The sequence below is a fragment of the Nocardiopsis gilva YIM 90087 genome (assembly GCF_002263495.1).
In the GTDB taxonomy this organism is placed as follows: domain Bacteria; phylum Actinomycetota; class Actinomycetes; order Streptosporangiales; family Streptosporangiaceae; genus Nocardiopsis_C; species Nocardiopsis_C gilva.
In genome coordinates this window covers 5178269-5201957 of sequence record NZ_CP022753.1, presented here as the reverse complement: position 1 = coordinate 5201957, position 23689 = coordinate 5178269, and the positions used below count along the sequence as shown (strand labels likewise).

At 69.4% G+C, this 23689-nt stretch carries 25 protein-coding genes; 20 read left to right on the top strand and 5 right to left on the bottom strand.

The features are described 5' to 3' along the window. The first annotated feature begins 59 nt into the window (after nucleotides 1-59). The gene (locus CDO52_RS23025) at nucleotides 60-611 is read left to right on the top strand and encodes a MarR family winged helix-turn-helix transcriptional regulator (protein ID WP_017620892.1); all 552 of its coding nucleotides are present in this window, start codon (nucleotides 60-62) and stop codon (nucleotides 609-611) included. 102 nt (nucleotides 612-713) lie between these two features. Further along, the gene (locus CDO52_RS23020; RefSeq protein ID WP_017620891.1) at nucleotides 714-2411 is read left to right on the top strand and encodes an acyl-CoA mutase large subunit family protein; all 1698 of its coding nucleotides are present in this window, start codon (nucleotides 714-716) and stop codon (nucleotides 2409-2411) included. 129 nt (nucleotides 2412-2540) lie between these two features. Here the strand turns inward: CDO52_RS23020 and CDO52_RS23015 are convergent, their stop codons facing one another. After that, a complete protein-coding gene (locus tag CDO52_RS23015) occupies nucleotides 2541-3278 on the bottom strand; it encodes a hypothetical protein (RefSeq protein ID WP_017620890.1) in 738 nt (245 codons plus the stop codon). Nucleotides 3279-3658: 380 nt separating this feature from the next. On the opposite strand from CDO52_RS23015, the gene CDO52_RS23005 reads away from it, so the two are divergent. The 10 genes from CDO52_RS23005 to CDO52_RS22960 all read left to right on the top strand — a co-directional run bounded on the left by CDO52_RS23005 (nucleotide 3659) and on the right by CDO52_RS22960 (nucleotide 13614). Next, nucleotides 3659-4609, top strand: coding sequence for a tetratricopeptide repeat protein (locus tag CDO52_RS23005; RefSeq protein WP_026126215.1), 951 nt, complete (start codon nucleotides 3659-3661; stop codon nucleotides 4607-4609). 269 nt (nucleotides 4610-4878) lie between these two features. Further along, nucleotides 4879-5628: a cytidylate kinase-like family protein gene (locus CDO52_RS23000; protein ID WP_094932694.1), complete on the top strand. Its 750-nt coding sequence runs from the start codon at nucleotides 4879-4881 to the stop codon at nucleotides 5626-5628. A 206-nt stretch (nucleotides 5629-5834) separates the two neighbouring features. Next, the gene (locus tag CDO52_RS22995; RefSeq protein WP_017620887.1) at nucleotides 5835-7232 is read left to right on the top strand and encodes an NAD-dependent malic enzyme; all 1398 of its coding nucleotides are present in this window, start codon (nucleotides 5835-5837) and stop codon (nucleotides 7230-7232) included. A 67-nt stretch (nucleotides 7233-7299) separates the two neighbouring features. Further along, the gene (locus CDO52_RS22990) at nucleotides 7300-7884 is read left to right on the top strand and encodes a YqgE/AlgH family protein (protein WP_017620886.1); all 585 of its coding nucleotides are present in this window, start codon (nucleotides 7300-7302) and stop codon (nucleotides 7882-7884) included. A gap of 53 nt (nucleotides 7885-7937) precedes the next feature. After that, nucleotides 7938-8183, top strand: coding sequence for a DUF3039 domain-containing protein (locus CDO52_RS22985; RefSeq protein ID WP_017620885.1), 246 nt, complete (start codon nucleotides 7938-7940; stop codon nucleotides 8181-8183). Nucleotides 8184-8545: 362 nt separating this feature from the next. Next, nucleotides 8546-9226 (top strand): class E sortase, encoded by a 681-nt coding sequence (locus CDO52_RS22980; protein WP_017620884.1) that lies wholly within the window; start codon nucleotides 8546-8548, stop codon nucleotides 9224-9226. Between the two features lie 62 nt (nucleotides 9227-9288). After that, nucleotides 9289-9456 (top strand): hypothetical protein, encoded by a 168-nt coding sequence (locus CDO52_RS28305; protein ID WP_017620883.1) that lies wholly within the window; start codon nucleotides 9289-9291, stop codon nucleotides 9454-9456. 179 nt (nucleotides 9457-9635) lie between these two features. Next, nucleotides 9636-11351 (top strand): DEAD/DEAH box helicase, encoded by a 1716-nt coding sequence (locus CDO52_RS22970; RefSeq protein WP_017620882.1) that lies wholly within the window; start codon nucleotides 9636-9638, stop codon nucleotides 11349-11351. 128 nt (nucleotides 11352-11479) lie between these two features. Beyond that, entirely contained in the window at nucleotides 11480-12451 is a 972-nt protein-coding gene (locus tag CDO52_RS22965) for a zinc metalloprotease (protein ID WP_051060903.1), read from the top strand. A gap of 152 nt (nucleotides 12452-12603) precedes the next feature. Further along, nucleotides 12604-13614: a tryptophan--tRNA ligase gene (locus CDO52_RS22960; RefSeq protein ID WP_017620880.1), complete on the top strand. Its 1011-nt coding sequence runs from the start codon at nucleotides 12604-12606 to the stop codon at nucleotides 13612-13614. Nucleotides 13615-13830: 216 nt separating this feature from the next. Here the strand turns inward: CDO52_RS22960 and CDO52_RS22955 are convergent, their stop codons facing one another. Next, a complete protein-coding gene (locus tag CDO52_RS22955) occupies nucleotides 13831-14406 on the bottom strand; it encodes a nicotinamidase (protein ID WP_026126213.1) in 576 nt (191 codons plus the stop codon). Between the two features lie 35 nt (nucleotides 14407-14441). Continuing rightward, nucleotides 14442-15755, bottom strand: coding sequence for a nicotinate phosphoribosyltransferase (locus tag CDO52_RS22950; RefSeq protein ID WP_094932693.1), 1314 nt, complete (start codon nucleotides 15753-15755; stop codon nucleotides 14442-14444). Nucleotides 15756-15948: 193 nt separating this feature from the next. Between CDO52_RS22950 and clpS the strand changes: the two genes are divergently transcribed. The 8 genes from clpS (at nucleotide 15949) to CDO52_RS22910 (ending at nucleotide 22367) form a co-directional block, all read left to right on the top strand. Then, a complete protein-coding gene (gene clpS, locus CDO52_RS22945; protein ID WP_017620876.1) occupies nucleotides 15949-16239 on the top strand; it encodes an ATP-dependent Clp protease adapter ClpS in 291 nt (96 codons plus the stop codon). Between the two features lie 66 nt (nucleotides 16240-16305). After that, nucleotides 16306-16872 (top strand): DUF2017 domain-containing protein, encoded by a 567-nt coding sequence (locus CDO52_RS22940; protein WP_017620875.1) that lies wholly within the window; start codon nucleotides 16306-16308, stop codon nucleotides 16870-16872. A 111-nt stretch (nucleotides 16873-16983) separates the two neighbouring features. After that, nucleotides 16984-17397, top strand: a complete 414-nt coding sequence (locus CDO52_RS22935; protein WP_017620874.1) for a Mov34/MPN/PAD-1 family protein — start codon at nucleotides 16984-16986, stop codon at nucleotides 17395-17397. Between the two features lie 198 nt (nucleotides 17398-17595). Next, complete coding sequence (locus CDO52_RS22930; RefSeq protein ID WP_017620873.1) at nucleotides 17596-17874, top strand: MoaD/ThiS family protein; 279 nt, start codon at nucleotides 17596-17598, stop codon at nucleotides 17872-17874. A gap of 12 nt (nucleotides 17875-17886) precedes the next feature. After that, complete coding sequence (locus CDO52_RS22925; protein ID WP_017620872.1) at nucleotides 17887-18834, top strand: PLP-dependent cysteine synthase family protein; 948 nt, start codon at nucleotides 17887-17889, stop codon at nucleotides 18832-18834. A 180-nt stretch (nucleotides 18835-19014) separates the two neighbouring features. Then, nucleotides 19015-20361, top strand: a complete 1347-nt coding sequence (locus CDO52_RS22920; protein ID WP_152471829.1) for an alpha/beta hydrolase family protein — start codon at nucleotides 19015-19017, stop codon at nucleotides 20359-20361. A gap of 96 nt (nucleotides 20362-20457) precedes the next feature. Further along, entirely contained in the window at nucleotides 20458-21309 is an 852-nt protein-coding gene (locus CDO52_RS22915) for a thioesterase family protein (protein ID WP_232524294.1), read from the top strand. 227 nt (nucleotides 21310-21536) lie between these two features. Continuing rightward, nucleotides 21537-22367: an MBL fold metallo-hydrolase gene (locus CDO52_RS22910; protein ID WP_083920066.1), complete on the top strand. Its 831-nt coding sequence runs from the start codon at nucleotides 21537-21539 to the stop codon at nucleotides 22365-22367. Between the two features lie 311 nt (nucleotides 22368-22678). Here the strand turns inward: CDO52_RS22910 and CDO52_RS29320 are convergent, their stop codons facing one another. Then, the gene (locus tag CDO52_RS29320) at nucleotides 22679-23038 is read right to left on the bottom strand and encodes a type 2 periplasmic-binding domain-containing protein (RefSeq protein ID WP_332459747.1); all 360 of its coding nucleotides are present in this window, start codon (nucleotides 23036-23038) and stop codon (nucleotides 22679-22681) included. After that, on the bottom strand, nucleotides 23022-23591 hold the full coding sequence (locus CDO52_RS29315) for a LysR family transcriptional regulator (protein ID WP_332459746.1): 570 nt from the start codon (nucleotides 23589-23591) through the stop codon (nucleotides 23022-23024). Before CDO52_RS29315 ends, CDO52_RS29320 begins: the two co-directional genes overlap by 17 nt. Between the last annotated feature and the right edge of the window lie 98 nt (nucleotides 23592-23689).

The window sequence follows — 23689 nt, the reverse complement described above, 5'->3', positions numbered from 1 at the left end:
CTCTCCTTGACCAGGGGCAAGTTGAGTGTTAACCATCCCCGGCTCGCTACAGTGGCAGCGTGGGAAACCCGCTGAATCTCCGGTTCGACCCGATCGAACGCGCCCATGACAACTGGAGCCGCCACTGGGGCGCTTCCCCTGCGATGGTCGCGGTCACCTCGATCATGCGGGTGCAGCAGATCCTCATCGGCCAGCTCGACGGCGCACTCAAGCCCTATGGGCTGACCTTCGCGCGGTACGAGGCGCTGGTGCTGCTGACGTTCAGCTCCACCGGTGCGCTGCCGCTCGGCAAGATCGGGGAGCGCCTTATGGTGCACCCGACCAGCGTCACCAACACCATCGACCGGCTGGAGCGCCAGGGCCTGGTCCGGCGCAAGCCCAACCCCAGCGACGGGCGCGGCACGCTCGCCGAGATCACCGAGTCGGGCCGCGAGGTCGTCGAGGACGCCACGCGCGACCTGCTGGCCATGGACTTCGGCATGGACTGCTACGAGGACAGCGAGCTGTGGGACATCCACGGCATGCTCCGCCGCCTGCGCGTCGACTACGGCGACTTCCCCGACGACGCCGGGGCGGACGGTCGCGCGCCCGGTTCCTCTCGCGAGTCCTGACGCCCGGCCGCCCTGGCATCACACAGCCCATCCAGCTCACACGGCTCACGCTGTCGGGGACCGGCCCTATCGAAATTTAGTAGGAAGTCCTACTATCGGAGTATGGCTCAGCACACAGATGACGGGCGTGCCCGCTGGCAGGCACGGTTCGACGCGTCCCGCACGCGGGACGCCGACTTCACCACGCTCTCCGGGCAGCAGGTCGACCCCGTCTACGGGCCGACCGACGGGGCCCAGGTCCCGGGCTTCGAGCGCATCGGCTGGCCCGGCGAGTTCCCCTTCACCCGCGGCCTGTACCCGACCGGGTACCGCGGACGCACCTGGACCATCCGGCAGTTCGCCGGGTTCGGCAACGCGGTGCAGACCAACGAGCGCTACAAGATGATCCTGGCCTCGGGCGGCGGCGGGCTCTCGGTCGCCTTCGACATGCCCACCCTCATGGGCCACGACTCCGACGACCCGCAGGCGCTCGGCGAGGTCGGGCACTGCGGCGTGGCCATCGACTCCGTCGCCGACATGGACATCCTGTTCGACGACATCCCGCTGGGCGACATCACGACGTCGATGACCATCAGCGGCCCGGCCATCCCCGCGTTCTGCATGTACCTGGCGGCGGCCGAGCGGCAGGGCGTCGACACCGGCAAGCTCAACGGCACGCTGCAGACCGACATCTTCAAGGAGTACATCGCCCAGAAGGAGTGGCTGTACCCGCCCGAGCCGCACCTGCGCCTGATCGGCGATCTGATGGAGTGCTGCGCGGAGAACATCCCCGCGTTCAAGCCGCTGTCGGTGTCCGGGTACCACATCCGCGAGGCCGGGGCCACGGCCGCACAGGAGCTGGCGTTCACGCTGGCCGACGGTTTCGGCTACGTCGAGCTAGGCCTGTCGCGCGGACTCGACGTCAACACGTTCGCGCCGGGGCTGTCCTTCTTCTTCGACGCGCACATCGACTTCTTCGAGGAGATCGCCAAGTTCCGCGCGGCGCGCCGCATCTGGGCGCGCTGGATGCGCGACCGCTACGGCGCCACGAGCGAGAAGGCGCAGTGGCTGCGCTTCCACACCCAGACGGCGGGCGTCTCGCTGACCGCCCAGCAGCCCTACAACAACGTGGTGCGCACCGCCCTCGAAGCGATGTCGGCCGTGCTCGGCGGCACGAACTCCCTGCACACCAACGCCCTCGACGAGACCCTGGCCCTGCCCACCGAGCAGTCGGCCGAGATCGCGCTGCGCACCCAGCAGGTCATCATGGAGGAGACCGGCGTCGTCAACGTCGCCGACCCGCTCGGCGGCTCCTGGTACGTCGAGGCGCTCACCGACCAGATCGAGGCCGAGGCCGAGCGCATCTTCGAGCGCATCCTGCACATGGGCGGCGGCGACAGCGCCGAGCACCCCATCGGTCCGATGACCTCCGGCATCCTCGCCGGCATCGAGAACGGCTGGTTCAGCTCCGAGATCGCCGAGTCGGCCTTCCAGTACCAGCAGGCCCTGGAGAAGAACGAAAAGCGCATCGTCGGCGTCAACGCCCACACGTCGACGGTCTCGGGCGAGCTGGAGATCCTCCGCATCAGCCACGAGATCGAACGGGAACAGAAACGCGTCCTCACCGAGCGCCGCGCCCAGCGTGACAAGGCCACCGTCGACGCCGCACTGGACCGGCTCCTCGAAGCCGTCCGCGACCCGAACAGCGGCAACCTCATCCCCGTCATCCTCGACGCCGCCCGCGCCGAGGCCACCCTCGGCGAGATCTGCCGAACCATGGGTGAAGAGTTCGGCACGTACACCGAGGCGCCGCAGTTCTAGAAGCGCCACCCACCCGAACATCCGGCCCTGACGGTCTCCGTCAGGGCCACCGTTCTTTTCCGCCGCGTCGGCCGTAGTGCAGCGGTCGAGAACGTCGCGACAGGCAGCGGCGCCGCACGCCGACTCGCGTCAGTTCCGGCCTTCTCGAGTCTCCGCGTGGGCGTCGGCGGGCCCGGTCGGGAGGGGGAGGGCGATGGGGGTCGGGGCCACCTTGTGGTCGTCGCGGCTGCCGGCATGGCCGCAGAACTCCAGGCCGCTGTCGGCCGCGCCGGGGGCGGCGCCGCGGAAGTAGACCTGGGGAACCCAGCCGGAGTGGCCATCGGGGGTCCGGCTCGCCGCCCACCAGCGGCTGACCGCGTTTCCCAGGTGGAAGGGTGCCCCGACGTCCTGGCAGTGGTACCAGGCCTCACGTTGGGAGTCGAGGTGGCCGACCACCCGGCTCTCGGCGGCGGGACGGGCGAACAGCGGGATGCGCCCATTGGGCGCCCAGTCCGGACAGGACCTGCCATGCACCCGCCACACCCGGTTCTCGACGGCCAGGGTGACCCAATGCGGGTGGAAGCAGGGGCGCACGTCCCTCCCGTCTGACTCGGTGGATGATTCCGGGCCGCCGGGTTGGGCCGCCAACCTACCGAGCGCCTCCGCGGCCTGGCTCGGCCGGATGCTCGGCTGGTGCTCGCTGAACCTGGCCACCGAGAGCGCGGGACCACTGGTGCCGGCTGTGGCCGCAATGGGCGCGGCGGCGGTGCCGGTCGTGCCCAGGAGCAGGGCGCCGGTGGCGGTCGCGAGCGCCAGGGCACCGCGGCGACGCCGTGAGCGGGAGCCGACACGGCCCAGCGTCGACGCCAGCGCGGAGTGTCTCCACATAATGACGTACTGTTACACACCGCCGCTGGTTCTGGCGCTACACGGGGACGTTCGCCGTGTCGTGGAGGCTCCGCTTGTGGCCGCGTGGGTGGGTCCCGTCGAACGCGGTCGCGCCGGAGGGCCGCCCCGGCCCCGATGGCGGCGCCACGATAGCGGAGAACGACGGGGAAGTAGGGACACGGCGGGGAAGTAAGGACTCCTCCTCGTGCTGGATGACCTGCGCACTGCCGGACATCGCGGGCAGCGCGGCCCCGTGGGCCAGCACATGTGATCCATTCGGCGGATTGCGCGAGGGGTTACGAGTCCGAGCGACCACCCGACCCCGCCCCCGTCGGTGCGGAGGGTGACGGCCGCTGCTGTGAATACGGCAGGATGGAAGTATGCAGCCTTCGGACTACTCAATGCACAGCGCGGTCGACCTCGGTGCTCGCAAGGCGGCCTTGGAACGTGAGGCCAAGCGGCAGGCGCAGGAGTCGTCGGGCACAGCCAACCCCTACGCCATCGACGTCAACGAGGAGAACTTCCAGAACGAGGTCCTGGAGCGCTCCATGAGCGCCCCGGTCGTGCTCGCCATCCTGCAGGCGAGCTCTGAGCAGTCGTCTCAGGTGGAGTCGGCCCTCGACCGGCTGGCCACCGGCGCCGGCGGGCAGTGGATCGTGGCCAAGGTCGACGTCCAGGCCAGCCCGCAGCTCGCCCAGGCGCTGCGCGTGCCGGGCGTCCCCATGGTCGCCATGGTCATCGGCGGCCAGGTCGTGCCCGGCCCCGCGGGTCCCGCCACCGAGGAGCAGCTGCGCGAGTGGCTGACCCAGATCTTCGACGGCCTCAAGCAGCAGGGCGTGCTCCCCGAGGAGTTCACCGGCCTCGGCCAGGAGGGCGCCGAGACCGCCGAGAGCCAGAACGGCGGGCAGGAGGGGCCCCAGGACCCCGCGGACGTCGAGGCGCAGGAGGCCCTCCAGCGCGGCGACTTCGCTGCCGCCGAGGCCGTCTACGCCAAGGCGGTCGAAGCCGACCCCTCCAGTGAGCACGCCAAGCTCAAGCTCGCCCAGGTCCGCCTCGTGGGCCGCGTGCACGGGCTGGACGCCAACGCGGAGCGCAAGGCCGCGGCCGACAACCCCGACGACGTGGCGGCGCAGGTCAACGTCGCCGACATCGACATGTACGGCGGCAAGTTCGAGGACGCCTTCGAGCGGCTCATCGGCACGGTCCAGCGCACCTCCGGCGATGACCGGGACGCCGCGCGCAAGCACCTGCTGACCCTGTTCGAGGTGCTCCCCTCCGGCGACCCCCGCGTCGCCAAGGCCCGGCGCGCCCTCACCGCCGCGCTCTTCTAGCCTCCGCGCCGATTTCCGGCCACGGGTCACCGATCGCTGCGAGGGTCGTCCCGCTCCGGCTCCGCCCCCTGCCAGGTCGGGGCCGGAGCGGGACGACGGTGCCGTGGCTCTGTCGGGACGCGGTGCCCCCTCGGACGTGTCCCGCGGTGATCCGCACTGCCGCACGCACCCGTGTGCCGCGTTGCTCCGCGGGTCAGTTGATCCCCAGGCCGATGGGGTAAGACCCGGGACACACGCGTGTAGGTGTTCCTCTTGCCGGATGGTGTCCGATGACCTATGTGGTGACGATCTCCGCGACCTACGGGGCCGGCGGCAGTGTGATCGGACCCGCCGTAGCGGAGCGGCTGGGCATCCCCTTCCTGGACCGCGCCATCCCCGGTGCGGTGGCCCGGCAGATCGGCTGCTCACTCGAAGACGCGCTGGAGCACGACGACCGCGCCGCCACCGGGTTCGAGCGCCTGCTGGCCAGCGCCGCCCGGCTGCCCACCGTCACCCTGGGCAGCGTCGACTCCACCTTTGTCGGTGCCACCGACGAACAGGGACGGCTCCTGTACGACCAGGAGTTCGTCGACAAGACCGAGCAGGTCATCGGCGAGGTCGCGGCGAGCGGCGGCGTCATTCTCGGCCGCGCCGCGGCGGTCGTGCTCTCCGGGCACGGCACCGCCCTGCACGTCCGCCTCGACGGCCCCAAGGACCGGCGGCTCGCCCAGGCGGTCAAGATGCGGGAGTCGGCGCGCGAGGAGGCGCTGATGCGCGGCGACGACCGCGAGGCCGCCGGGGCCGCGTGGCACCCGCCGACCATGCATGACCTGGTCGACAACGACCGCGCCCGCACCGCCTATGTCCGCCGCTTCTACCGGGTCGACCCGGCCGCGCCCTCCCTTTACCATCTGATCATCGACTCGACCGTCATCGGCCCTTCCGCGTGTGTCGACGTGATCGAGCGCCTGGCGCGTGACCGCGCCGGAGAGGCCGGGGGAGGGTCCGGAATCGCCCCCGAGGAACGCGAAACCGGGTAATGTGACAGGGTTCACCACCGTCTGGCAACGGTGCGGCCCAGTGGTCCGACCACAGCGTGAGGGTGGACACCTACTCGTCGGTAATGTCCGTTTTCACGGCCTCTTCAGCACGCGGTCATCAGAGGTGATGGCACCATGAAAGATGCGCCGGAGCACCGTGACTGTGCAGGCGAGCGCGGCAGATCCGTGAAATTGAGGAGCTTTTCGTGGCCACCCTTCCCAGCGTTTCCTACTCCATAACGGTTCGTCTCGAACTCGACGGGGGTGGCAGCGCGGTAGGCAGCCTGACCAACGCCGTCGAGCACGTCGGCGGCATGATCACCGCGCTCGACGTGGCGTCCTCCGGCCACGAGCGGATCCGCATCGACGTCACCTGCGCGGCGCGCGACACCGACCACGCCCAGGCCATCATCGACGCCCTGGGCGCCCTCGACGGCGTCGTCGTGCACAAGGTCAGCGACCGCACCTTCCTGATGCACCTCGGCGGCAAGATCGAGATGAAGTCGAAGGTGCCGCTGCGCAACCGCGACGAGCTCTCCATGGCCTACACGCCCGGCGTCGCCCGCGTCTCCCAGGCCATCGCCAACAACCCCGACGACGCCCGCCGCCTGACCATCAAGCGCAACAGCGTCGCCGTCGTCACCGACGGCTCGGCCGTCCTGGGCCTGGGCAACATCGGCCCCGAGGCCTCCATGCCCGTCATGGAGGGCAAAGCGGCCCTGTTCAAACGCTTCGCCGACATCGACGCCTGGCCCATCGCCCTGGACACCCAGGACGTCGACGAGATCGTCCGCACCGTCCAGGTGCTCGCCCCCGGCTTCGGCGGCATCAACCTGGAGGACATCTCCGCGCCGCGCTGCTTCGAGGTCGAAGCGCGCCTGCGCGAGCTCCTCGACATCCCCGTCTTCCACGACGACCAGCACGGCACCGCGATCGTCGTGCTCGCCGCGCTGCGCAACGCCCTGCGCGTGGTGAACAAGAGCCTCAGCGAGGTCCGCATCGCCATGTCGGGCGCGGGCGCGGCCGGCACCGCCATCCTCAAGCTGCTCATGCACGCCGGAGCCAAGGACATCATCGTCTGCGACGTCCACGGCGCCGTGCACCAGGGCCGCGAGAGCCTCGACGACAACCTGACCTGGATCGCCGAGCACACCAACACCGCAGGCTACAGCGGCGACCTCAAGGGTGCCGTCAAGGGCGCCGACGTCTTCATCGGGGTCTCCGCGCCGAACATCCTCACCGGCTCGGACATCGCCGAGATGAACGAGGACTCGATCATCTTCGCGCTGGCCAACCCGGACCCCGAGGTCGACCCGGAGGTGGCCCACCTGCACGCCTCCGTCGTCGCCACGGGCCGTAGCGACTACCCCAACCAGATCAACAACGTCCTGGTCTTCCCCGGGTTCTTCCGCGGTCTGCTCGACGCGCAGAGCCACTTCGTCGACTCCGACATGATGGTGGCCGCGGCGAACGCCATCGCCGACGTCGTCACCGACGACGAACTGGGCCCGCACTACATCATCCCGAGCGTCTTCCACACCGACCTGGCCCAGCACGTCGCCTCCGCCGTGCGCGAGGTCGCCACACGCGGCCGGAGCGAGTAGCCACACCCTGTGGACGCCGGGCAGGGCGGGGTGGCGCCCGCCCGGCTCACGGGGTAGGTGTGGAGCTATGGAGCAGCCGACGTTGACCGGCCGCCTGCTGGTGGCGACGCCGATGCTGTCCGAGCCCGAGTTCCGGCGCTCGGTCGTCTTCGTGATCGATGACGACGATACCGAGGGCACCCTCGGTGTGATCGTGAACCGCCCCTCGGAGCTGCTGGTCGACGACGTCCTGGGCGACTGGAGCGGCTACGCCACCGACCCCGCCGTCATGTTCGCCGGAGGCCCGGTCGGTACCGGCTCGGGCCTCGCGCTCGGCATGCCCGGCACCGACGACGCTCCGCTCGGCTGGCGCCCGCTGTCCAACCTGGACGAGGACGCCACCGTGCCCCGGCTCGGCCTGATCGACCTGGACACCCCGCCCGAGATCCTCGGCGGCGCGCTCGGCCGGTTCCGCGTGTTCGCCGGGTACACCGGATGGAGCGAGGGTCAGCTGGACGCCGAGATCGAGGAGGGCGCCTGGTACGTCCTCCCCGCCCTGGCCGAGGACGTCTTCTCTCCGACGCCCGACTCGCTGTGGTCGCGGGTGCTGCGTCGCCAGGGCGGCGATCTCGCCTTGGTATCGACTTTCCCGGACGACCCGACGTTGAACTGAATTTCGTCCCCTGCGGATACCGTGGGATGAGACGTAGGAGGTGTGAGGGCACGATGGCCATGGACGTTGTCAACAAGGTGCTCCCGGAGAGCGAGACCCGCCCCGATATTTCGCACGACGATGGCGACCGCGAGCGGTTCGCCCATTACGTGCAGAAGGACAAGATCACGGAGAGCGCCGTCACCGGTACCCCCGTGATCGCCCTGTGCGGCAAGGTGTGGGTGCCCAACCGCGACCCCAAGAGGTTCCCGGTCTGCCCCGAGTGCAAGAAGATCTACGAAGAGATGATGGCCGCCTGATCCAAGGCCACGGCTCTCGCTTCGCACACGCCGCGGGGCCGTGACGGCATTTGTCCGTCTCGGCCCTTCGTGCTGCAGGGGGCGAAGCAGGCGCGGTACGCTCCTTGCGACGGGAACGCCGGAACCGGCCAACGGCGGGGGATCACGCCGTGTGCGGCCGCCGTCGGCGCTCCACGGGATCCGCAATCCGGGCGGCACGCACCGGAGCTCATCGCCCGCGCCCCCCAACACTTTCGTCGGCGGGTGGGCGTGCGGCCTTGTCACCACAGGTAGGGCATATGGTCTCCACAAGTGAACGGCGCCCGACACGAGGCGGGCGTCGACGCGCCCCGCGTGGCCGACGCGGCAGGTCCAACTCCCGAATGACGGCCGGCGATGTCGCACGCGGCATGGTCCGCCTCATCGGCGAGCTGCTGTTCACCGCCGGTGTCCTCATGCTGTTCTTCGCGGCCTACGAGGTCTACGGCAAGCAGTTCGAGACCCAGAGCGAGCAGCGCGAGCTCGCCCAGGGGCTCGAAGAGCAGTGGGAGGCGCCCAAGGGGCCCGACTCCGAGCCGCTGCCCGGGTCGGCCAACGCCCGGATGTACATCCCCGACCTCGACCTGCAGTGGGTGGTCGTCAACGGGGTCTCGCAGGAGGACATCAAGTACAGCCCCGGCCACTACACCGGCAACGCCCAGGCGGGGCAGAAGGGCAACTACGCCGTCGCCGGGCACCGCACACCGGGCATCTTCTGGGACCTCGACCAGCTGGACGATGGCGACACCATCGTGCTGGAGGACCAGGACAACTTCTACACCTACAAGGTCATCAAGGAGCAGACGGTCACACCCGACAACGTGTGGGTGGTCGACCCCGCCCCGTTCGACAAGGAGAACAATGATGACCCGAAGCGCTCGCTGCTGACCCTGACCACCTGCGCCCCGAAGCTGAACAACACCCACCGGCTGATCGTCTGGGGCGAGCTCTCCGACACCCGGCCCAAGGACCAGGGCATGCCCGAGAGCATCGCCGACATGGCGCCGGAGAACGCGGACGCCTAGAACCGGCCGCGCCGACGGCGAAGCCGACGGACGACGGAAAAGGAACGGGGTTACTAGCACCCATGTACGGATTGATCTGGCGCCTTCTCCCGGGCCCGGTCCCGGTGAGGCTCGTGCTGGCGCTCGCGCTCATCGCGGGTGCGGCGGCCCTGCTGTGGTACGTCGTGTTCCCGTGGATCGACCCCTACATGCCGTTCAACGACGGCGCCGTGGACGTCCAGGGCACCTAGTGGACCCAGCGGACTCCGCCCCCGGATCCCGCGCGGATCCGGGGGCGGCGTATGCCACCAGCGTGGAGGGACGACGGGACACGGCGGGCGGAACGTGACGAACGCGCCGTCGGCGTGACGCCTGCCCGGTCCCCGTGGGCGGTTACCCTCGTCCGGGTGAGTATCAGGGGATTGGCAGCATGACGCTTCTTGAGACCAGCACGTCGGAACGCCTGAGTGGCCTGCGCCAATGGCAGCGCGAGGCCTATGAGGAGTACTTCCGGAGGAACCCGCGGGACTTCCTCGCGGTGGCCACGCCCGGAGCGGGAAAGACCACATTCGCGCTGACACTGGCGAGCGAGCTGATCGCCCGCCACGTCGTCCGTTCCGTCACCATCGTCTGCCCCACCGAGCACCTCAAAAAGCAGTGGGCGGAGTCCGCCGCCCACTTCGGGATCGCGATCGACCCCGACTTCAAGAACGGCCAGGGCGCCCTGGGGCGGCAGTACATCGGTGCGGCCGTCACCTACGCGCAGGTCGCGGCGCACCCGATGCTGCACCGCAACCGCACCGAGGCGCGCCGCACCCTGGTCATCTTCGACGAGGTGCACCACGCGGGCGACGCGCTGTCCTGGGGCGACGCCGTACGCGAGGCGTTCGACCCGGCGGCACGGCGGCTGGCGCTGACCGGGACGCCGTTCCGCTCCGACGTCAACCCCATCCCGTTCGTCGACTACGTCCAGGACCACAACGGCGTGCGCCGCTGCTCCTGGGACTACAGCTACGGCTACGCCCCCGCGCTCGCCGACAACGTCGTCCGCCCGGTCGTCTTCATGGCCTACTCCGGCGAGATGCGCTGGCGCACCCGCGCCGGAGACGAACTCGCCGCCCGGCTCGGCGAGCCGCTGACCCAGGACGCGCTCGCGCAGGCCTGGCGGGCCGCGCTCGACCCCAAGGGCGACTGGATCAAGAAGGTGCTGACCGCGGCCGACCGGCGGCTCACCGAGGTGCGCAAGGCCACCCCCGACGCCGGCGGCCTGGTCATCGCCACCGACCACGAGGCCGCGCGCGCCTACGCGCGGATCCTGCGCCAGATCACCGGTACCGGCGCCACGGTGGTGCTCTCCGACGACCCCACCGCCAGCAGGAAGATCAAGCGGTTCGCGGAGTCCGACGACCGCTGGATGATCGCGGTGCGCATGGTCTCCGAGGGCGTGGACGTGCCCCGGCTGATGGTGGGTGTGTACGCCACCTCCACCAGCACCCCGCTGTTCTTCGCCCAGGCCGTGGGGCGCTTCGTGCGTGTCCGCAGACGCGGCGAGGTCGCCTCCGTCTTCCTGCCGTCGGTGCCCACCCTGCTGGAGTACGCGGGGGAGATGGAGCGCGAGCGCGACCACGTGCTCGACCGTCCCCTCAAGGAGGGCGAGGAGCCGGAGCAGGACCTCATCGATGAGGCCCGCAAGAAGCGCGACACCCCCGACGCCGGCGACGAGCTGCCCTTCGAGACGATGGAGTCGGCCGCCGAGTTCGACCGCGTGCTCTACGACGGCTCGGAGTTCGGCAGCGGGGCGCCCGGTTCTCCCGAGGAGGAGGACTTCCTCGGCCTGCCCGGACTGCTGGAGCCCGACCAGGTGTCCCAGCTGCTGCGCAAGCGCAAGGCCGAGATCCATGCCCAGCAGCGCAAGGCGCCCAAGGAGGAGCCGAAGCAGGCCGCGACCCACGAGGTCGTCGCCGAACTGCGCAGGGAGCTGCAGACCCTGGTCGGTGCGTGGCACCACCGGACCGGCAAGCCGCACGGCATGATCCACACCGAGCTGCGCAACGCCTGCGGCGGTCCGCCCATCGCGCAGGCCTCGCCCGAGCAGATCCGTGAGCGGATCGCCCGGCTCCGCTCCTGGGCGACCGGGGGCCGGTAGCCGGGGCGGCGATCGCACCGCCGCGGGACCCGTGCGCTTGCCGATTGCCGGAAAGATGGGCAAATAGTTCGCCATGATGACGTGTCGGCGATCACGCGCGTCGAGTGTGATCGCTACAGTCCGTGATCATGAACCGTGCTGGAAAAGCTTATGGCGGCGCACCGCTCGGCATCTGGAGCGGTCTGCTGTTCACCGCGCTCGCACTGGCCGGGCTGGTCCTGACGGGCGTGGCCCGCCCGGAGGAGACCGCGGCCGAGGCGCAGCGCGCGCGTGGGCACGACACCGCGTGCCCGCCGGAGGCGGACACCGCCGCACGGACCGCCGACGGCCCGGACCGGGACCACAACCACCTCACCCCAGCGGAGGCCGCCGAACTCGACCGGCGGCTCAACGAGGCCCTCGTCACCCAGCAGGCCCCGGCCAAGGGGCTGAGGAAAAAGGTGCCGACCGTCGTCCACGTGATCTCGGCGAGCGACGGCCGGGGCGACCTCAGCGACTCCACGATCTCCCGGCAGATCAACACCATGAACAAGGGCTTCAGCGGCGGCTACGGCTACGGCGCCGACACCGGATTCCGCTTCAAGCTGCGCGCGGTCACACGTACGGTGAACGACTCCTGGTTCGAGGACTTCGGCGAGCACGAGAGCACGATGAAGGAGAAGCTGCGCCGCGGCGACGCGGACACGCTCAACCTCTACATGCTGAATCTGCCCAACGGGATGCTCGGGCGTTCCACCTTCCCCCAGGACTACGAGAAGTCGCCCGAGCTCGACGGCGTCGTCGTCGACTACCGCACGGTCCCCGGCGGCGAGCGGGAGAAGTTCAACCTCGGCTTCACCGCCGTCCATGAGACCGGGCACTGGCTCGGCCTCTTCCACACCTTCCAGAACGGCTGCGAACATCCGGGCGACTACGTCGACGACACCCCGTTCGAGAGCAAGCAGGCGGCCGGCTGCCCGGAGGGGCGCGACACCTGCGATCAGACGGGGCGGGACCCCGTCCACAACTTCATGAACTACAGTGACGACCCCTGCATGAGCCACTTCACGCGTGGTCAGAGAGAGCGCATGACCGAACACTGGGCGGCCTTCCGCGCCTAATGCATAATGCATGCGCGGACGACCGCCTCCCGTGCGAAGCCGTCCGGGCCCGCGCACGCGCCGGACACCGTCTGCCGTGTGCGCCGTCGGGCGTGCGACCGCACACGCGCAGCGATCCGGGGTGGCTACCCACCCCCGATAGACTCGGCGTCATGGCAGCGACCAAGACCTATCTGACCGGTATCCAGACCTCGGGCATGCCCCACATCGGCAACTACATCGGTGCGATCAAGCCGGCGCTGGCCGCCGCGCGCGAGCACGACACCCTGTACTTCCTCGCCGATTACCACTCGCTCAACTCGGTCAAGGAACCCGAGAAGCTCCGCAGCGACATCCGGTCGGTCGCCGCCACATGGCTCGCCTGCGGACTCGACCCGGAGCGCACCATCCTCTACCGGCAGTCCAGCGTCCCCGAGGTGTTCGAGCTGGCCACCATCCTGGCCACCATCACCGCCAAGGGCCTGATGAACCGGGCGCACGCCTACAAGGCCGCCCGCGACCGCAACGAGGCGGCCGGGGTCGCCGACCTCGACGCCGGCGTCAACATGGGGCTGTTCAACTACCCCATCCTGATGGCCGCCGACATCCTCATCATGGAGGCCGACTACGTGCCGGTCGGCCGCGACCAGGTGCAGCACATCGAGTACACCGCCGACATCGCCGGAAGTTTCAACCACCTCTACGGCGACTCCTACTCCTTCCCCATCCCCAAGGGCGTGTTCCCCGAGGGCGAGGCGAGCGTCCTGCCCGGCGTGGACGGCCGGAAGATGAGCAAGTCCTACGACAACCACATTCCGCTCTTCCTGCCCGAGAACAAGCTGAAGAAGCTGGTGCGGCGGATCCCCACGGACTCCACCCCGGTCGAGGCCCCCAAGGACCCCGACACCTCGGTGCCGTTCCAGCTGCTCGCCCAGTTCGCGACCGAGGAGCACACCGCCGCCACCCGCAAGCGGCTCGAAGCGGGCGGCATGGGCTGGGGCGACCTCAAGAACGAGCTGTTCGAGGTGCTGAACACCACCTTCGGCCCGATGCGCGAGCGCTACGAGGAGCTCATCGCCCCCGACAGCGACCTCGACGACATTCTCGAGGCGGGCGCGGCCCGGGCGCGCGAGCGCGCCAAGGCGACGGTCGCCAAGGTTCGCGCCGCCGTCGGCATCGACTGAGCCGCCGCGTCCGCCGCGACGAAGGCCAATGACAGGGGCGGGCCGTCCATCCGGGCGGCCCGCCCCTGTCGCTTCCGCTGCTTCCCCTCCTCTGCTTCTCCGTGGTGTTCTGGGATGCTCTGTGTTTTTCCGGGGCGTTGCTGTGACTGCCATGATCGTGTCGGACGCGGTGCGTTCCGTGTGCTGTGCGTGCCGAGTACGGCGCGGCGAGCACCGTCAGGCGAGGACCGGCTTCCCCCGCAGCGCGACGCCCTTCTCGGTCAGTGAGCGCAGCGCCGCGTCCGTCGTCTTCTCGGCCACCCCCGCCGTCAGGTCCAGCAGCACGCGGGTGTCGAACCCGGCCTCGGCGGCGTCCAGGGCGGTGGCGCGCACGCAGTGGTCGGTGGCGATGCCCACCACGTCCACCTCGGTGACACCCCGCGCGCGGAGCCAGTCCTCCAGGGACCGGTCCTCCTCGTCGGCGCCCTCGAACCCGCTGTAGGCGGCGGTGTACTTGCCCTTGCTGAACACCTGTTCCACCGCGCTGGTGTCGAAGTCCGGGTGGAACGCGGCGCCGGGGGTACCGGCGACGCAGTGCCGCGGCCAGGTGTCGACGAAGTCCGGCGTATCGGAGAAGTGCGCCCCGGGGTCGATGTGGTAGTCGCGCGTGGCCACGACGTGCGCGTAGTCGTCGCTGTGGTCGGCGATGAAGCGCGACACCTGCGACGCCACACTGGAGCCGCCGGTGACGGCCATGCTCCCTCCCTCGCAGAAGTCGTTCTGCACGTCGACGACGATCAATGCCTTGGTCATCTTCCGCTCCTCCTTCCGCGCGTCGGTGCGGTCGGTCATGGATGCAGGCGTTCGAACAGGGTGGGGATGGCGGGCTCGCCGCCGGACATCCGGCGCGCCTCCTCCGGCAGCTCCGCCAGCGCGCCCTTGTGGCGCTCGCGGGCGGCGGACAGCGGTTCGGTGCCGACGATCTCGCCGTTGTCCACGAGCCGACGCAGCAGCGGCCGCACCCCCGGCTCCTCCTCCGGCTCGTGGTCGTAGACGATCTCCGCGGTCGCGACGCCCTGGTCGTCCAGCCGCCGTGACCCCCACTTGCGGCCGCCCTTGCTCGGCTTGCCCACGGAGCGTTTGGCCACCGGTTCCAGCCGGTCGTCGGGCGCGGTGCCGCGCGCACGCGCGACGAGCTTGTAGACGAGGGACACCGTCGGCGAGCCCGAGCCGGTGACCAGCGCCGTGCCCACGCCGTAGCCGTCGACCGGAGCGATCGCCAGGGCCTGGATGGCGTACTCGTCGAGGTCGCCGGTGACCAGGACCCGGGTGCCGGTGGCCCCGTGCTGGTCGAGGAGGTCGCGGACCCGTGCCGCGGTGGCGCCGAGATCGCCGGAGTCGAGGCGCACGCCGCCGAGCTTCTCCCCGGCCAGCTCGATCGCGGTGCGCACCGCCCGGTCGACGTCGAAGGTGTCGACGAGGAGGGTGGTCTCCGGGCCCAGGGCGTCGAGCTGCGCAGTGAACGCGTGCCGCTCGCTGTCGTGGGCCAGGACGAAGGCGTGGGCGCTGGTTCCGGCCGTCGGTATCCCGTAACGGCGGCCGGCCTCCAGGTTCGATGTGGTGGCGAAGCCGGTGAGGTAGGCGGCGCGGGCCGCGGCGACCGCGGACATCTCGTGGGTGCGGCGGGATCCCATCTCGATCAGCGGGCGCCCGTTGGCGGCGGTGACCATGCGGGAGGCGGCCGATGCGATCGCGGAGTCGTGGTTGAAGATGGACAGCGCCACGGTCTCCAGGATCACGGACTCGGCGAAGGTCCCCTCAACAACGAGGATGGGGGAGCCGGGGAAGTAGACGTCGCCCTCGCCATAGCCCCAGATGTCGCCGGAGAAGCGGTATTCGGCCAGCCACTTCAGCGTGGAATCGTCCACGATCCCGTTATCGGACAGGAAGTCGAGCGTGGGGGTATCGAACCGGAAGTCGCGTAGCGCCTCCAGGAAACGCCCGGTTCCGGCCACCACTCCGTAGCGTCGTTCGTCGGGGAGTCGGCGTGCGAACATCTCGAACACGGTCCGCCGGTGTGCGGCACCGCTGCGCAATGCCCCTTGCAGCATCGTCAGCTCGTACCGGTCAGTGAGGAGCGCACTGCTCCAGTCGTCGGTCATAACGGTCAAGGTTAGTTTGTGTCTCTCGGTAACAAAATATCCGACCTCCTCTGACACTCCACCCCGGGCAGGCCGCGAATGATGGGAGAATGCATCGTGAGGATGCCTATGCGAATCGGTGCCCCGCTCGGTGTCCTGGACACCGTCGCGCGCCGCCGCGCACAGCCCGCACAGAGGAAAGGGTGAGGGAGCCATGACGACGGCGCCGGTCGAGCTGGAACGACCGGACATCGAGGAGGATGTGCGCCCGCAACTCCCCTGGGTGACAATCGTCTGGAACGATCCCATCAACCTGATGTCCTATGTCACCTACGTTTTCCAGACCGTCTTCGGCTACTCGAAGCGGAAGGCGCACAAGCTCATGCTCGACGTCCACTACAAGGGGCGCGCCGTGGTCTCCAGCGGAACCCGTGAGGAGATGGAGCGCGATGTCCAGGTGCTGCACCAGTATGGTCTGTGGGCGACCCTGCAGCACGACGAGTGATGGGCCGCGGGTGGCGCGTAGACACGATGATGGGCACCGTCCTATGGACCGCGGAGCAGTGACGACATGACCAAGGGATTCCGGCCCGACTCCAGTGGGGTCGCCATCGACTTGGACGCCGACGAGTCGGCGGTGCTCCGCTCCATGGCCGCGCTGCTCCTGGACATGGTGGAGGCACCTGAGCCGCAGGACGAGCTCGCCGAACTCGTCGGTATCGGCGGCAGCGCGGAGAAGCCCGACGACCCCGTTCTCGCGCGGCTCTTCCCCGACGCCTACAGGGAGGACACCGAGGCCGCGGGGGACTTCCGCCGCTACACCGAGGACGATCTCCGCCTGCACAAGCGGGAGAACGCGCGGACCATGCTGGCGGAGCTTCCGGTGGCCGGCGGGACGCTCCACCTCGATCTCGGCGACGCGCACGCGTGGATGAAGGCGATCAACGACGTCCGCCTCGCCCTCGGCACCCGCCTCGGGGTCGACGAGCAGACCTATGCCGAGGAGGAGCGGGGCGAGCTGGACGAGGGCGACGCCGCCGCGCTGCACATCTACGACTGGCTCGGCGGCCTGCAGGAGTCCCTGGTCCAGTCGTTGTTCGGGGCGAGCGGTCTGGACGACGACGAGGAGGAGGACTGAGGTTGCCAACATCCGCGGCCCGCAGCCGTACCGTCGAGGGAGGCGGGGGAGCGGGAGAAAAGTCATACCCAGTGGGTGGGTAGGGAAATATTCTCGGATACGCTGAGGACCATGCTGAGGATCGACCGCGCGATCTATGACAAGATCGTCGACCACGCCCGCCGCGACCACCCGGACGAGGCGTGCGGTGTCGTCGCCGGACCGGAGGGTTCCGACCGGCCGGAGCGATTCATCGAGATGGTCAACGCCGAGCGCTCGCCGACCTTCTACCGCTTCGACTCCATGGAGCAGTTCAAGGTCTGGCGGGAGATGGACGACCGCGACGAGGAACCGGTGGTTATCTACCACTCGCACACCGCGACGGAGGCCTACCCGTCGCGTACCGACATCTCGTATGCCTCCGAGCCCAACGCGCACTACGTCCTGGTGTCCACGCGCGACCCCGAGACTGTGGAGTTCCGCTCCTACCGGATCGTCGACAGCGAGGTCACCGAGGAGCCCGTGGAGATCGCCGGAGTCGGCTGACACCGGCCACGGGGGACGCCGAGGGGGCGCGACGGACCATCCGCGACCTCACGTACGGAACACCGTTGGAATCACGGATGCTCGGCGCCTGTTGCACACCAACGGGGCGGGGTGCCGCACCAGGACCCGCCCGGCACTGCACACGCGGGCACGATGTGACCGCACACACGACCACACGCTTGTAACGGAGAGACGCTCATGGCCATCAAGGTCAGCATCCCCACCATCCTGCGCAATCTGACCGATGGCGCGAAGGCCGTCGAGGGCGAGGGCGCGACGCTCGCCGAGCTGATCACAGACCTGGACAAGCGCTACCCGGGCCTTGCCGAGCGCCTCGTCGAGAACGGCAAGCTGCGCCGCTTCATCAACGTCTACCTCAACGACGAGGACGTCCGGTTCGTCGGCGGCATCGAGGCGACCCTCTCCGACGGCGACACCGTGACCGTCCTGCCGGCCGTGGCCGGCGGCATGCGCTGACCACCGAGCACTATGCGCTACGACTCTCTCCTCGACTCGCTCGGCCGCACCCCGCTCGTGGGGCTGCCGAGCTTCTCACCCACGCCCGAGGTCCGGCTGTGGGCGAAGCTGGAGGACCGCAACCCGACCGGTTCGATCAAGGACCGCGCCGCCTTCTACATGATCGAGCAGGCGGAGAAGGACGGCCGGCTCTCCCCCGGATGCACCATCCTGGAGCCGACCTCCGGAAACACCGGCATCTCCCTCGCCATGGTCGCCAAACTGCGCGGCTACCGCATGGTCTGCGTGATGCCGGAGAACACCTCGGCCGAGCGCAAGCAGCTCCTGGAGATGTGGGGCGCCGAGATCCACCTCTCCGCGGCCGAGGGCGGCTCCAACGAGGCGGTCCGGGTGGCCAAGGCCATGGCCGGGGAGCACCCCGACTGGGTGATGCTCTACCAGTACGGCAACCCGGCCAACGCGCGCGCCCACTACGAGACCACCGGGCCGGAGCTGCTGGCCGACCTCCCCGAGATCACGCACTTCGTGGCCGGGCTCGGCACCACCGGCACGCTGATGGGCGTCGGCCGGTACCTGCGCGAGCAGCGGTCCGACATCAAGATCGTCGCGGCCGAGCCCCGCTACGGTGAGCTCGTCTACGGCCTGCGCAACATCGACGAGGGCTTCGTCCCGGAGCTCTACGACGAGACCGTCCTGACCACGCGCTACTCCGTCCCCTCCGACGCGGCGCTCCGACGCACCCGCGAACTGCTCACCAAGGAGGGCATCTTCGCCGGGATCTCCACCGGCGGTGCGCTGCACGCGGCGCTGGGGATGGCCCAGAAGGCGGCCAAGGCGGGCGAGCGCGCCGACATCGCCTTCATCATCGCCGACGGCGGGTGGAAGTACCTGTCCACCGGCGCCTACGAAGGCACCCTGGAAGAGGCCGAGGAACGCCTCGACGGCCAACTCTGGGCCTGACCCGTAGGCGGCGGTGCGGGGCCCAGGTCCGGTCCCGAGCTGGGGCTCCTCGGTCGGCGTCACGGATGTGCGGCGGGGTTCCCCTGAGGCGCTTCAGGGGAACCCCGCTCCGTGTTTGGGGGAAGTGCTCCGCCTTACGGAGGAAGCGCGGTCCCGGGTGCCGTGCCTAGCCTCGCCTCCATGAGACAAGCGTCTAAACGCGACATCCCTCAGTCCCCCCACCTCCCGAGGTCCGCTCACCCCACCCGTTCCTCGCGCCCCTCGGGAATCCGCCGTACGGGCGCCGCGGTCCTCGCCGGAGCGCTCGGGTTCGCCCTCACCATCGCCCCTTCCCCAGCGGTGGCCGAGCCGGTCGCTGACTCCGACGCGGGGTTCCGGTTCGATCTTCCCGAACCCAGCGGTCCGTACAGCATCGGGACGACCGAACTGCACCTGGTCGACGAGGACCGCACCGATCCGTGGGGCGCGGAAGCGGACCGCGAACTGATGACCAGCGTCTGGTATCCGGCCAAGCGCGGCCCCGAGCGTGAGCGCGCCGCCTACATGCACCAAGAGGTCGGTGACGAGCTGTTCAAGAGGGTCGAACTGGACCCTGGCACCGTCGACGTCCAGGGCACCCGAACGTCGGCGATCACCGATGCCCCGCTGGACCGCAGCCTTGGTGAGCGACCGGTCGTCCTCTACTCCCCGGGCTTCGGCAGCGTGCGGGGTCTGGGGACCGTCCACGTGCAGGAACTGGCGAGCCAGGGGTACGTGGTCGTCACCATGGACCACACCGGCGAGGCCCCGGTGCGCTTCCCCGACGGACACGTCGACACCGACCGCGTCGGGGACTTCTCCCCGGAGGCCATTCGCACGGCGGTCGAAGCGCGTGTCGCCGACGCCCGGTTCGTCCTCGACCGGCTGGAGGAGATCCAGGGCGGCGATGACTCCGGTATCGAGGGCGGGGAGGTGCCCCGCGGACTGGAGGCCGGGCTCGACCTGGAGAACATCGGAATGTTCGGCCATTCCATGGGCGGCGCAACCTCGATCCACACGATGTACGAGGACGAGCGCGTCGACGCCGGAATCGACCTGGACGGAACGGTGACCTCCCGGCAGGACGACGGTGAATTCGAGAAGCGCTTCCCGGTGGCGCTGGAGGGTCTGGACCGGCCGTTCATGTTCATGGGAGGCAGCAGCGTTGAGGAGGGAGGGGAACGCGCTCCCCACACCCACCGGACCTTTGACGACTGGGGCGACCTGTGGGACAACTCGCCGGGGTGGAAGCTCGACATCAACTTTCCCCAGGCCAGGCACATGTCGTTCACCGACCTTCAGCTGACGCTGCCGCAACTGGAGGACGCCGGGATCGTGCCTGAGGGGACGGTGCGTGAGAGCCTCGGCGACGCCCCTGACCGGCCGCGGCTGCTGCGTTCCCAGAACGCCTACATCACCGCGTTCTTCGACGAGCATCTGAAGCACGAGCCGCAGCCGATCCTGGACGGCGAATCCCCCGAGCACCCCGACGCGCGGTTCATCGACTAGGAGCCGCCAGACGCTGTCACCGCACCACCGAAGCCGGGTCCCGTTCTGCAGGGCCCGGCGTTCGTGCATGGGATCGCGTTCGATTCAATGGTCAGCATGGCCCGATTCGATACCGCGACATCGGTCACCGCGCTCGGTCCCGGGCGCTACTCCGCCGACCTGGACCCCGGCTACCTCATCGGCCAGGCCATGAACGGCGGATACGTGATGGCGGTGCTGCAGCGCGCCGCGCTGTGCGAATCTCCGCACCTCCACGCCGTCGCGTCCTCCTTCCACTTCCTCCGTCCCGGCGCGGCCGGACCCGCGGACATCGACGCGACCGTCCTCAAGGCCGGGCGGACCGTCGCCACCGTCCAGGTTGGGATCAGCCAGGGCGGCCAGACGCTCGTCACCGGCACGATCGCCACCGCCACCCTGGACCGCGACACCACCCCCACCTACGAGACCCCTCCCGCGGCCGTGCCCCCGATCGATCGGTGCCGCCGCTATGACCCGAGGGCCCGCCGCACAAGCGGCTCTCCCTTTCCCGAACGCATCGACCAGTACCTCGCCCGCGACACCTGGGACCTGCTCCGACGCCGCGGCGCCGAAGCAGGAGACATCGGAGAAAACAGAGAAGACAAAGACGGAGACGCCCCCGCTCCGGACCTCCGCGGCTATGTCCGGCTCAGTGAGGCGGACGGAGGCCTCGGCTCGGACCCGTGCCTGGTCCTGCCACTGGCCGTCGACGCTCCGCCATCGGTGATCACCGTGTTCGGCCCCCGCAGCTGGGCACCGACCGTCGAGCTGACCTGGCACATGCGCGCCATCCCCGAGCCTGGACCATTGGCCTTCCGCGCCCGGACGAACGCGGTGGTCGACGGCTGGTTCGACGAGACCCTCGACCTATGGGATGTGACGGGACGATTGGTCGCGCAGAGTCGGCAACTGGCCAGACGGGGCCGCTAGAACATCCGGAGGAACCTACTTGACCAGGGAAAATAAGATGGGTTGCATCTTGTGAAGAGGTCACGTGTGATTCACGACGCGTGAGACGAGGCCCACATTAGGTACCACCGGAGCGGTCATTGGGGTAGACCCGTAACACGGAGAACAAGGAGACTCCCACCTCGCGACACAACCGCTTCGCCGCGTGAGTCTTCGCGGAGGCAGCTCATCGAAAAGGCAATTGCGACGTGCGACTAACGATCATCGGCTCAGCGGGGAGCTTCCCCGGCCCCGCCAGCCCCGCCTCCTGCTACCTGCTGGAGGCTGGAGACTTCCGGATGCTGCTCGACCTGGGCAACGGCGCCCTCGGAGCACTCCAGAGGTACGTCGACATCTACGACATCGACGCCGTCTACCTCAGCCACCTGCACGCCGACCACTGTTTCGACCTCTGTTCCTACTGGGTGGCCCGCACCTTCCCACCCGGAGGACGCAAACCCCGCATCCCCGTCTACGGTCCCACCGGCGTCGCCGACCGCATGGCCGAGGCGTACGGTCTGGAACCCGATCCGGGCATGACCGAGACCTTCGAGTTCCGGGAGCTGACACCGGGACAGATGCGCATCGGTCCCTTCGACGTCCGGGTCGACGTGGTGAACCACCCCGTCGAGGCCTACGGCATCCGCCTGGAACACGACGGGACAGCGCTGACCTACAGCGGAGACACCGGGGCCTGTGACGAGATCATCGACCTCGCTCGGGACACCGACCTCTTCCTCTGTGAGGCCTCGTTCCACGATCACCGGGAACATCCCAAGGACATGCACCTCACCGGGAGTGAGGCGGGCGAGCACGCGCAGAGCGCGGCGGCGCGCCGACTGGTCCTCACGCACCTGGTGCCGTGGAACGACGACGACCGGACATATGAGGAGGCGCGGAGCACCTTCAGCGGCCCGATCGATCTCGCCCGGCCCGGCGCGGTCTATGAGATCGGCGCCGAACGATCCACAGGAGTGCGAGGAACGGGCGGGGATGCGGCCACGGCCGCCGTCCATCGCCTGACCGAGCGCCTGTCCTGACCCTCAGGTTCGCCGACCGGTGATCCGCGGCCGCTGAGCCGCGGACCACGTATCAGTGCCCCGCGGGTGCGCGTGATAGCGAGCGTCGACGTGTGCCATCGGCCACCGATGCCCGCCCGCGACGACTGCGGGGCCACTTCTCCCCGTCGCTCTTCTTCGCCTTCTTTGCCCCGCCATCCCCCTCACCCCGCATCACCCTCCGCACGTCTCTCCTCCCGCACCGCCGTCCGCGACGTTCGCGCCATCCGCGCTATCGGCGCGGCTCAGGGCTGCCCACCGTATGAAGCTGTCGCCGTCAGGAACTGTGGTGTTCACAGCTGCGCCCAGTGGGGCGTCCACGTTTCGGCGTCGCAGCGATCGGGCTGCGCAGAGCCGAGGTAACCGCGGAGCTTGGCGAGTCCGGGGTGCGGGTTGTCGCGGCGCCAGATCAGCGAGTGCGGGTAGACGGGTGTCGGGCTGTGCACGGCAATACGCCGCAGGTCGTGGTCGGCGGGCCAGACGAGGCGGGTCTGTTCGCCGACGAACGTCGCCAGTGCTGGGGAGTCGGCGATCGCATCGAGGAGGGGCTCGGCGCCGAAGTTGGGGCCGATCACATCGATGGTGAGCCCGAACGCGGTGGCGAGGTCGTCGTAATAGGCGGCCCACTCGGTCCCGCTAACGATGCCGGGCATCCAGATCCGGTGCTCGGCGAGCTGGGCGGGTGTGACCCCGCTGGCGGCGGCGAACTCGTGGGATGGGCTCGTCGAGGACCCGGGCGGTCTCGATGCCCTGGGGGAGCTGCCGTGCGGGCACGGTGAGAGCGCGGAAGGACGCGTCGATCGTGCCGGACCGGACAGCGGCGATGGCCGCGTCAGCGTCGAAGAGGGTCACGACATCGAGGTCGATCGCGGGATGCGCGCCGTGGAAGCCGCGCAGTAGACCCGCTGGAGCGAGCTGCCGACCGATCACGTCGACGCGCAGGGCGCGGCGACCGGGCCGAACGGAGGCGGCTGCCCGCTCCTCTGCCTGGAGGAGATCGCGGGCGTGGGGCAGGAACGCCTGCCCGTCGATGGTGAGCCGCGCCCCGCGCGCGGTGCGGGTGAACAGCCGTACCCCGAGCTCCTTCTCCAGCGCGGCGATGCGCTTGGAGACGGCCTGCTGGGTGATCGACAGGTCGGCGGCGGCTTCCTGGAACTGCCCCGCGTCCGCGACGGCGACGACGGTGCGCACGGCATCGAGATCCACGCTGCCCAGGCTAGGTGCACAACCGATGGTTGTGGATTGCCGAAGCGCTGGTTGTTTGATTTGCGACGGCACTGCTCGCTTTGATGTGTCCGGCCAAC

Coding starts and splice junctions, on each gene's coding strand:
- CDO52_RS23020 (WP_017620891.1), top strand. CDS start 714: ATGGCTCAGCACACAGATGACGGGCGTGCCCGCTGGCAGGCACGGTTC.
- CDO52_RS23015 (WP_017620890.1), bottom strand. CDS start 3,278: ATGTGGAGACACTCCGCGCTGGCGTCGACGCTGGGCCGTGTCGGCTCC.
- CDO52_RS23005 (WP_026126215.1), top strand. CDS start 3,659: ATGCAGCCTTCGGACTACTCAATGCACAGCGCGGTCGACCTCGGTGCT.
- CDO52_RS23000 (WP_094932694.1), top strand. CDS start 4,879: ATGACCTATGTGGTGACGATCTCCGCGACCTACGGGGCCGGCGGCAGT.
- CDO52_RS22990 (WP_017620886.1), top strand. CDS start 7,300: ATGGAGCAGCCGACGTTGACCGGCCGCCTGCTGGTGGCGACGCCGATG.
- CDO52_RS22985 (WP_017620885.1), top strand. CDS start 7,938: ATGGCCATGGACGTTGTCAACAAGGTGCTCCCGGAGAGCGAGACCCGC.
- CDO52_RS22980 (WP_017620884.1), top strand. CDS start 8,546: ATGACGGCCGGCGATGTCGCACGCGGCATGGTCCGCCTCATCGGCGAG.
- CDO52_RS28305 (WP_017620883.1), top strand. CDS start 9,289: ATGTACGGATTGATCTGGCGCCTTCTCCCGGGCCCGGTCCCGGTGAGG.
- CDO52_RS22970 (WP_017620882.1), top strand. CDS start 9,636: ATGACGCTTCTTGAGACCAGCACGTCGGAACGCCTGAGTGGCCTGCGC.
- CDO52_RS22965 (WP_051060903.1), top strand. CDS start 11,480: ATGAACCGTGCTGGAAAAGCTTATGGCGGCGCACCGCTCGGCATCTGG.
- CDO52_RS22960 (WP_017620880.1), top strand. CDS start 12,604: ATGGCAGCGACCAAGACCTATCTGACCGGTATCCAGACCTCGGGCATG.
- CDO52_RS22955 (WP_026126213.1), bottom strand. CDS start 14,406: ATGACCAAGGCATTGATCGTCGTCGACGTGCAGAACGACTTCTGCGAG.
- CDO52_RS22950 (WP_094932693.1), bottom strand. CDS start 15,755: ATGACCGACGACTGGAGCAGTGCGCTCCTCACTGACCGGTACGAGCTG.
- clpS (WP_017620876.1), top strand. CDS start 15,949: ATGACGACGGCGCCGGTCGAGCTGGAACGACCGGACATCGAGGAGGAT.
- CDO52_RS22940 (WP_017620875.1), top strand. CDS start 16,306: ATGACCAAGGGATTCCGGCCCGACTCCAGTGGGGTCGCCATCGACTTG.
- CDO52_RS22935 (WP_017620874.1), top strand. CDS start 16,984: ATGCTGAGGATCGACCGCGCGATCTATGACAAGATCGTCGACCACGCC.
- CDO52_RS22930 (WP_017620873.1), top strand. CDS start 17,596: ATGGCCATCAAGGTCAGCATCCCCACCATCCTGCGCAATCTGACCGAT.
- CDO52_RS22925 (WP_017620872.1), top strand. CDS start 17,887: ATGCGCTACGACTCTCTCCTCGACTCGCTCGGCCGCACCCCGCTCGTG.
- CDO52_RS22920 (WP_152471829.1), top strand. CDS start 19,015: ATGAGACAAGCGTCTAAACGCGACATCCCTCAGTCCCCCCACCTCCCG.
- CDO52_RS22915 (WP_232524294.1), top strand. CDS start 20,458: ATGGCCCGATTCGATACCGCGACATCGGTCACCGCGCTCGGTCCCGGG.
- CDO52_RS29320 (WP_332459747.1), bottom strand. CDS start 23,038: ATGCCCGGCATCGTTAGCGGGACCGAGTGGGCCGCCTATTACGACGAC.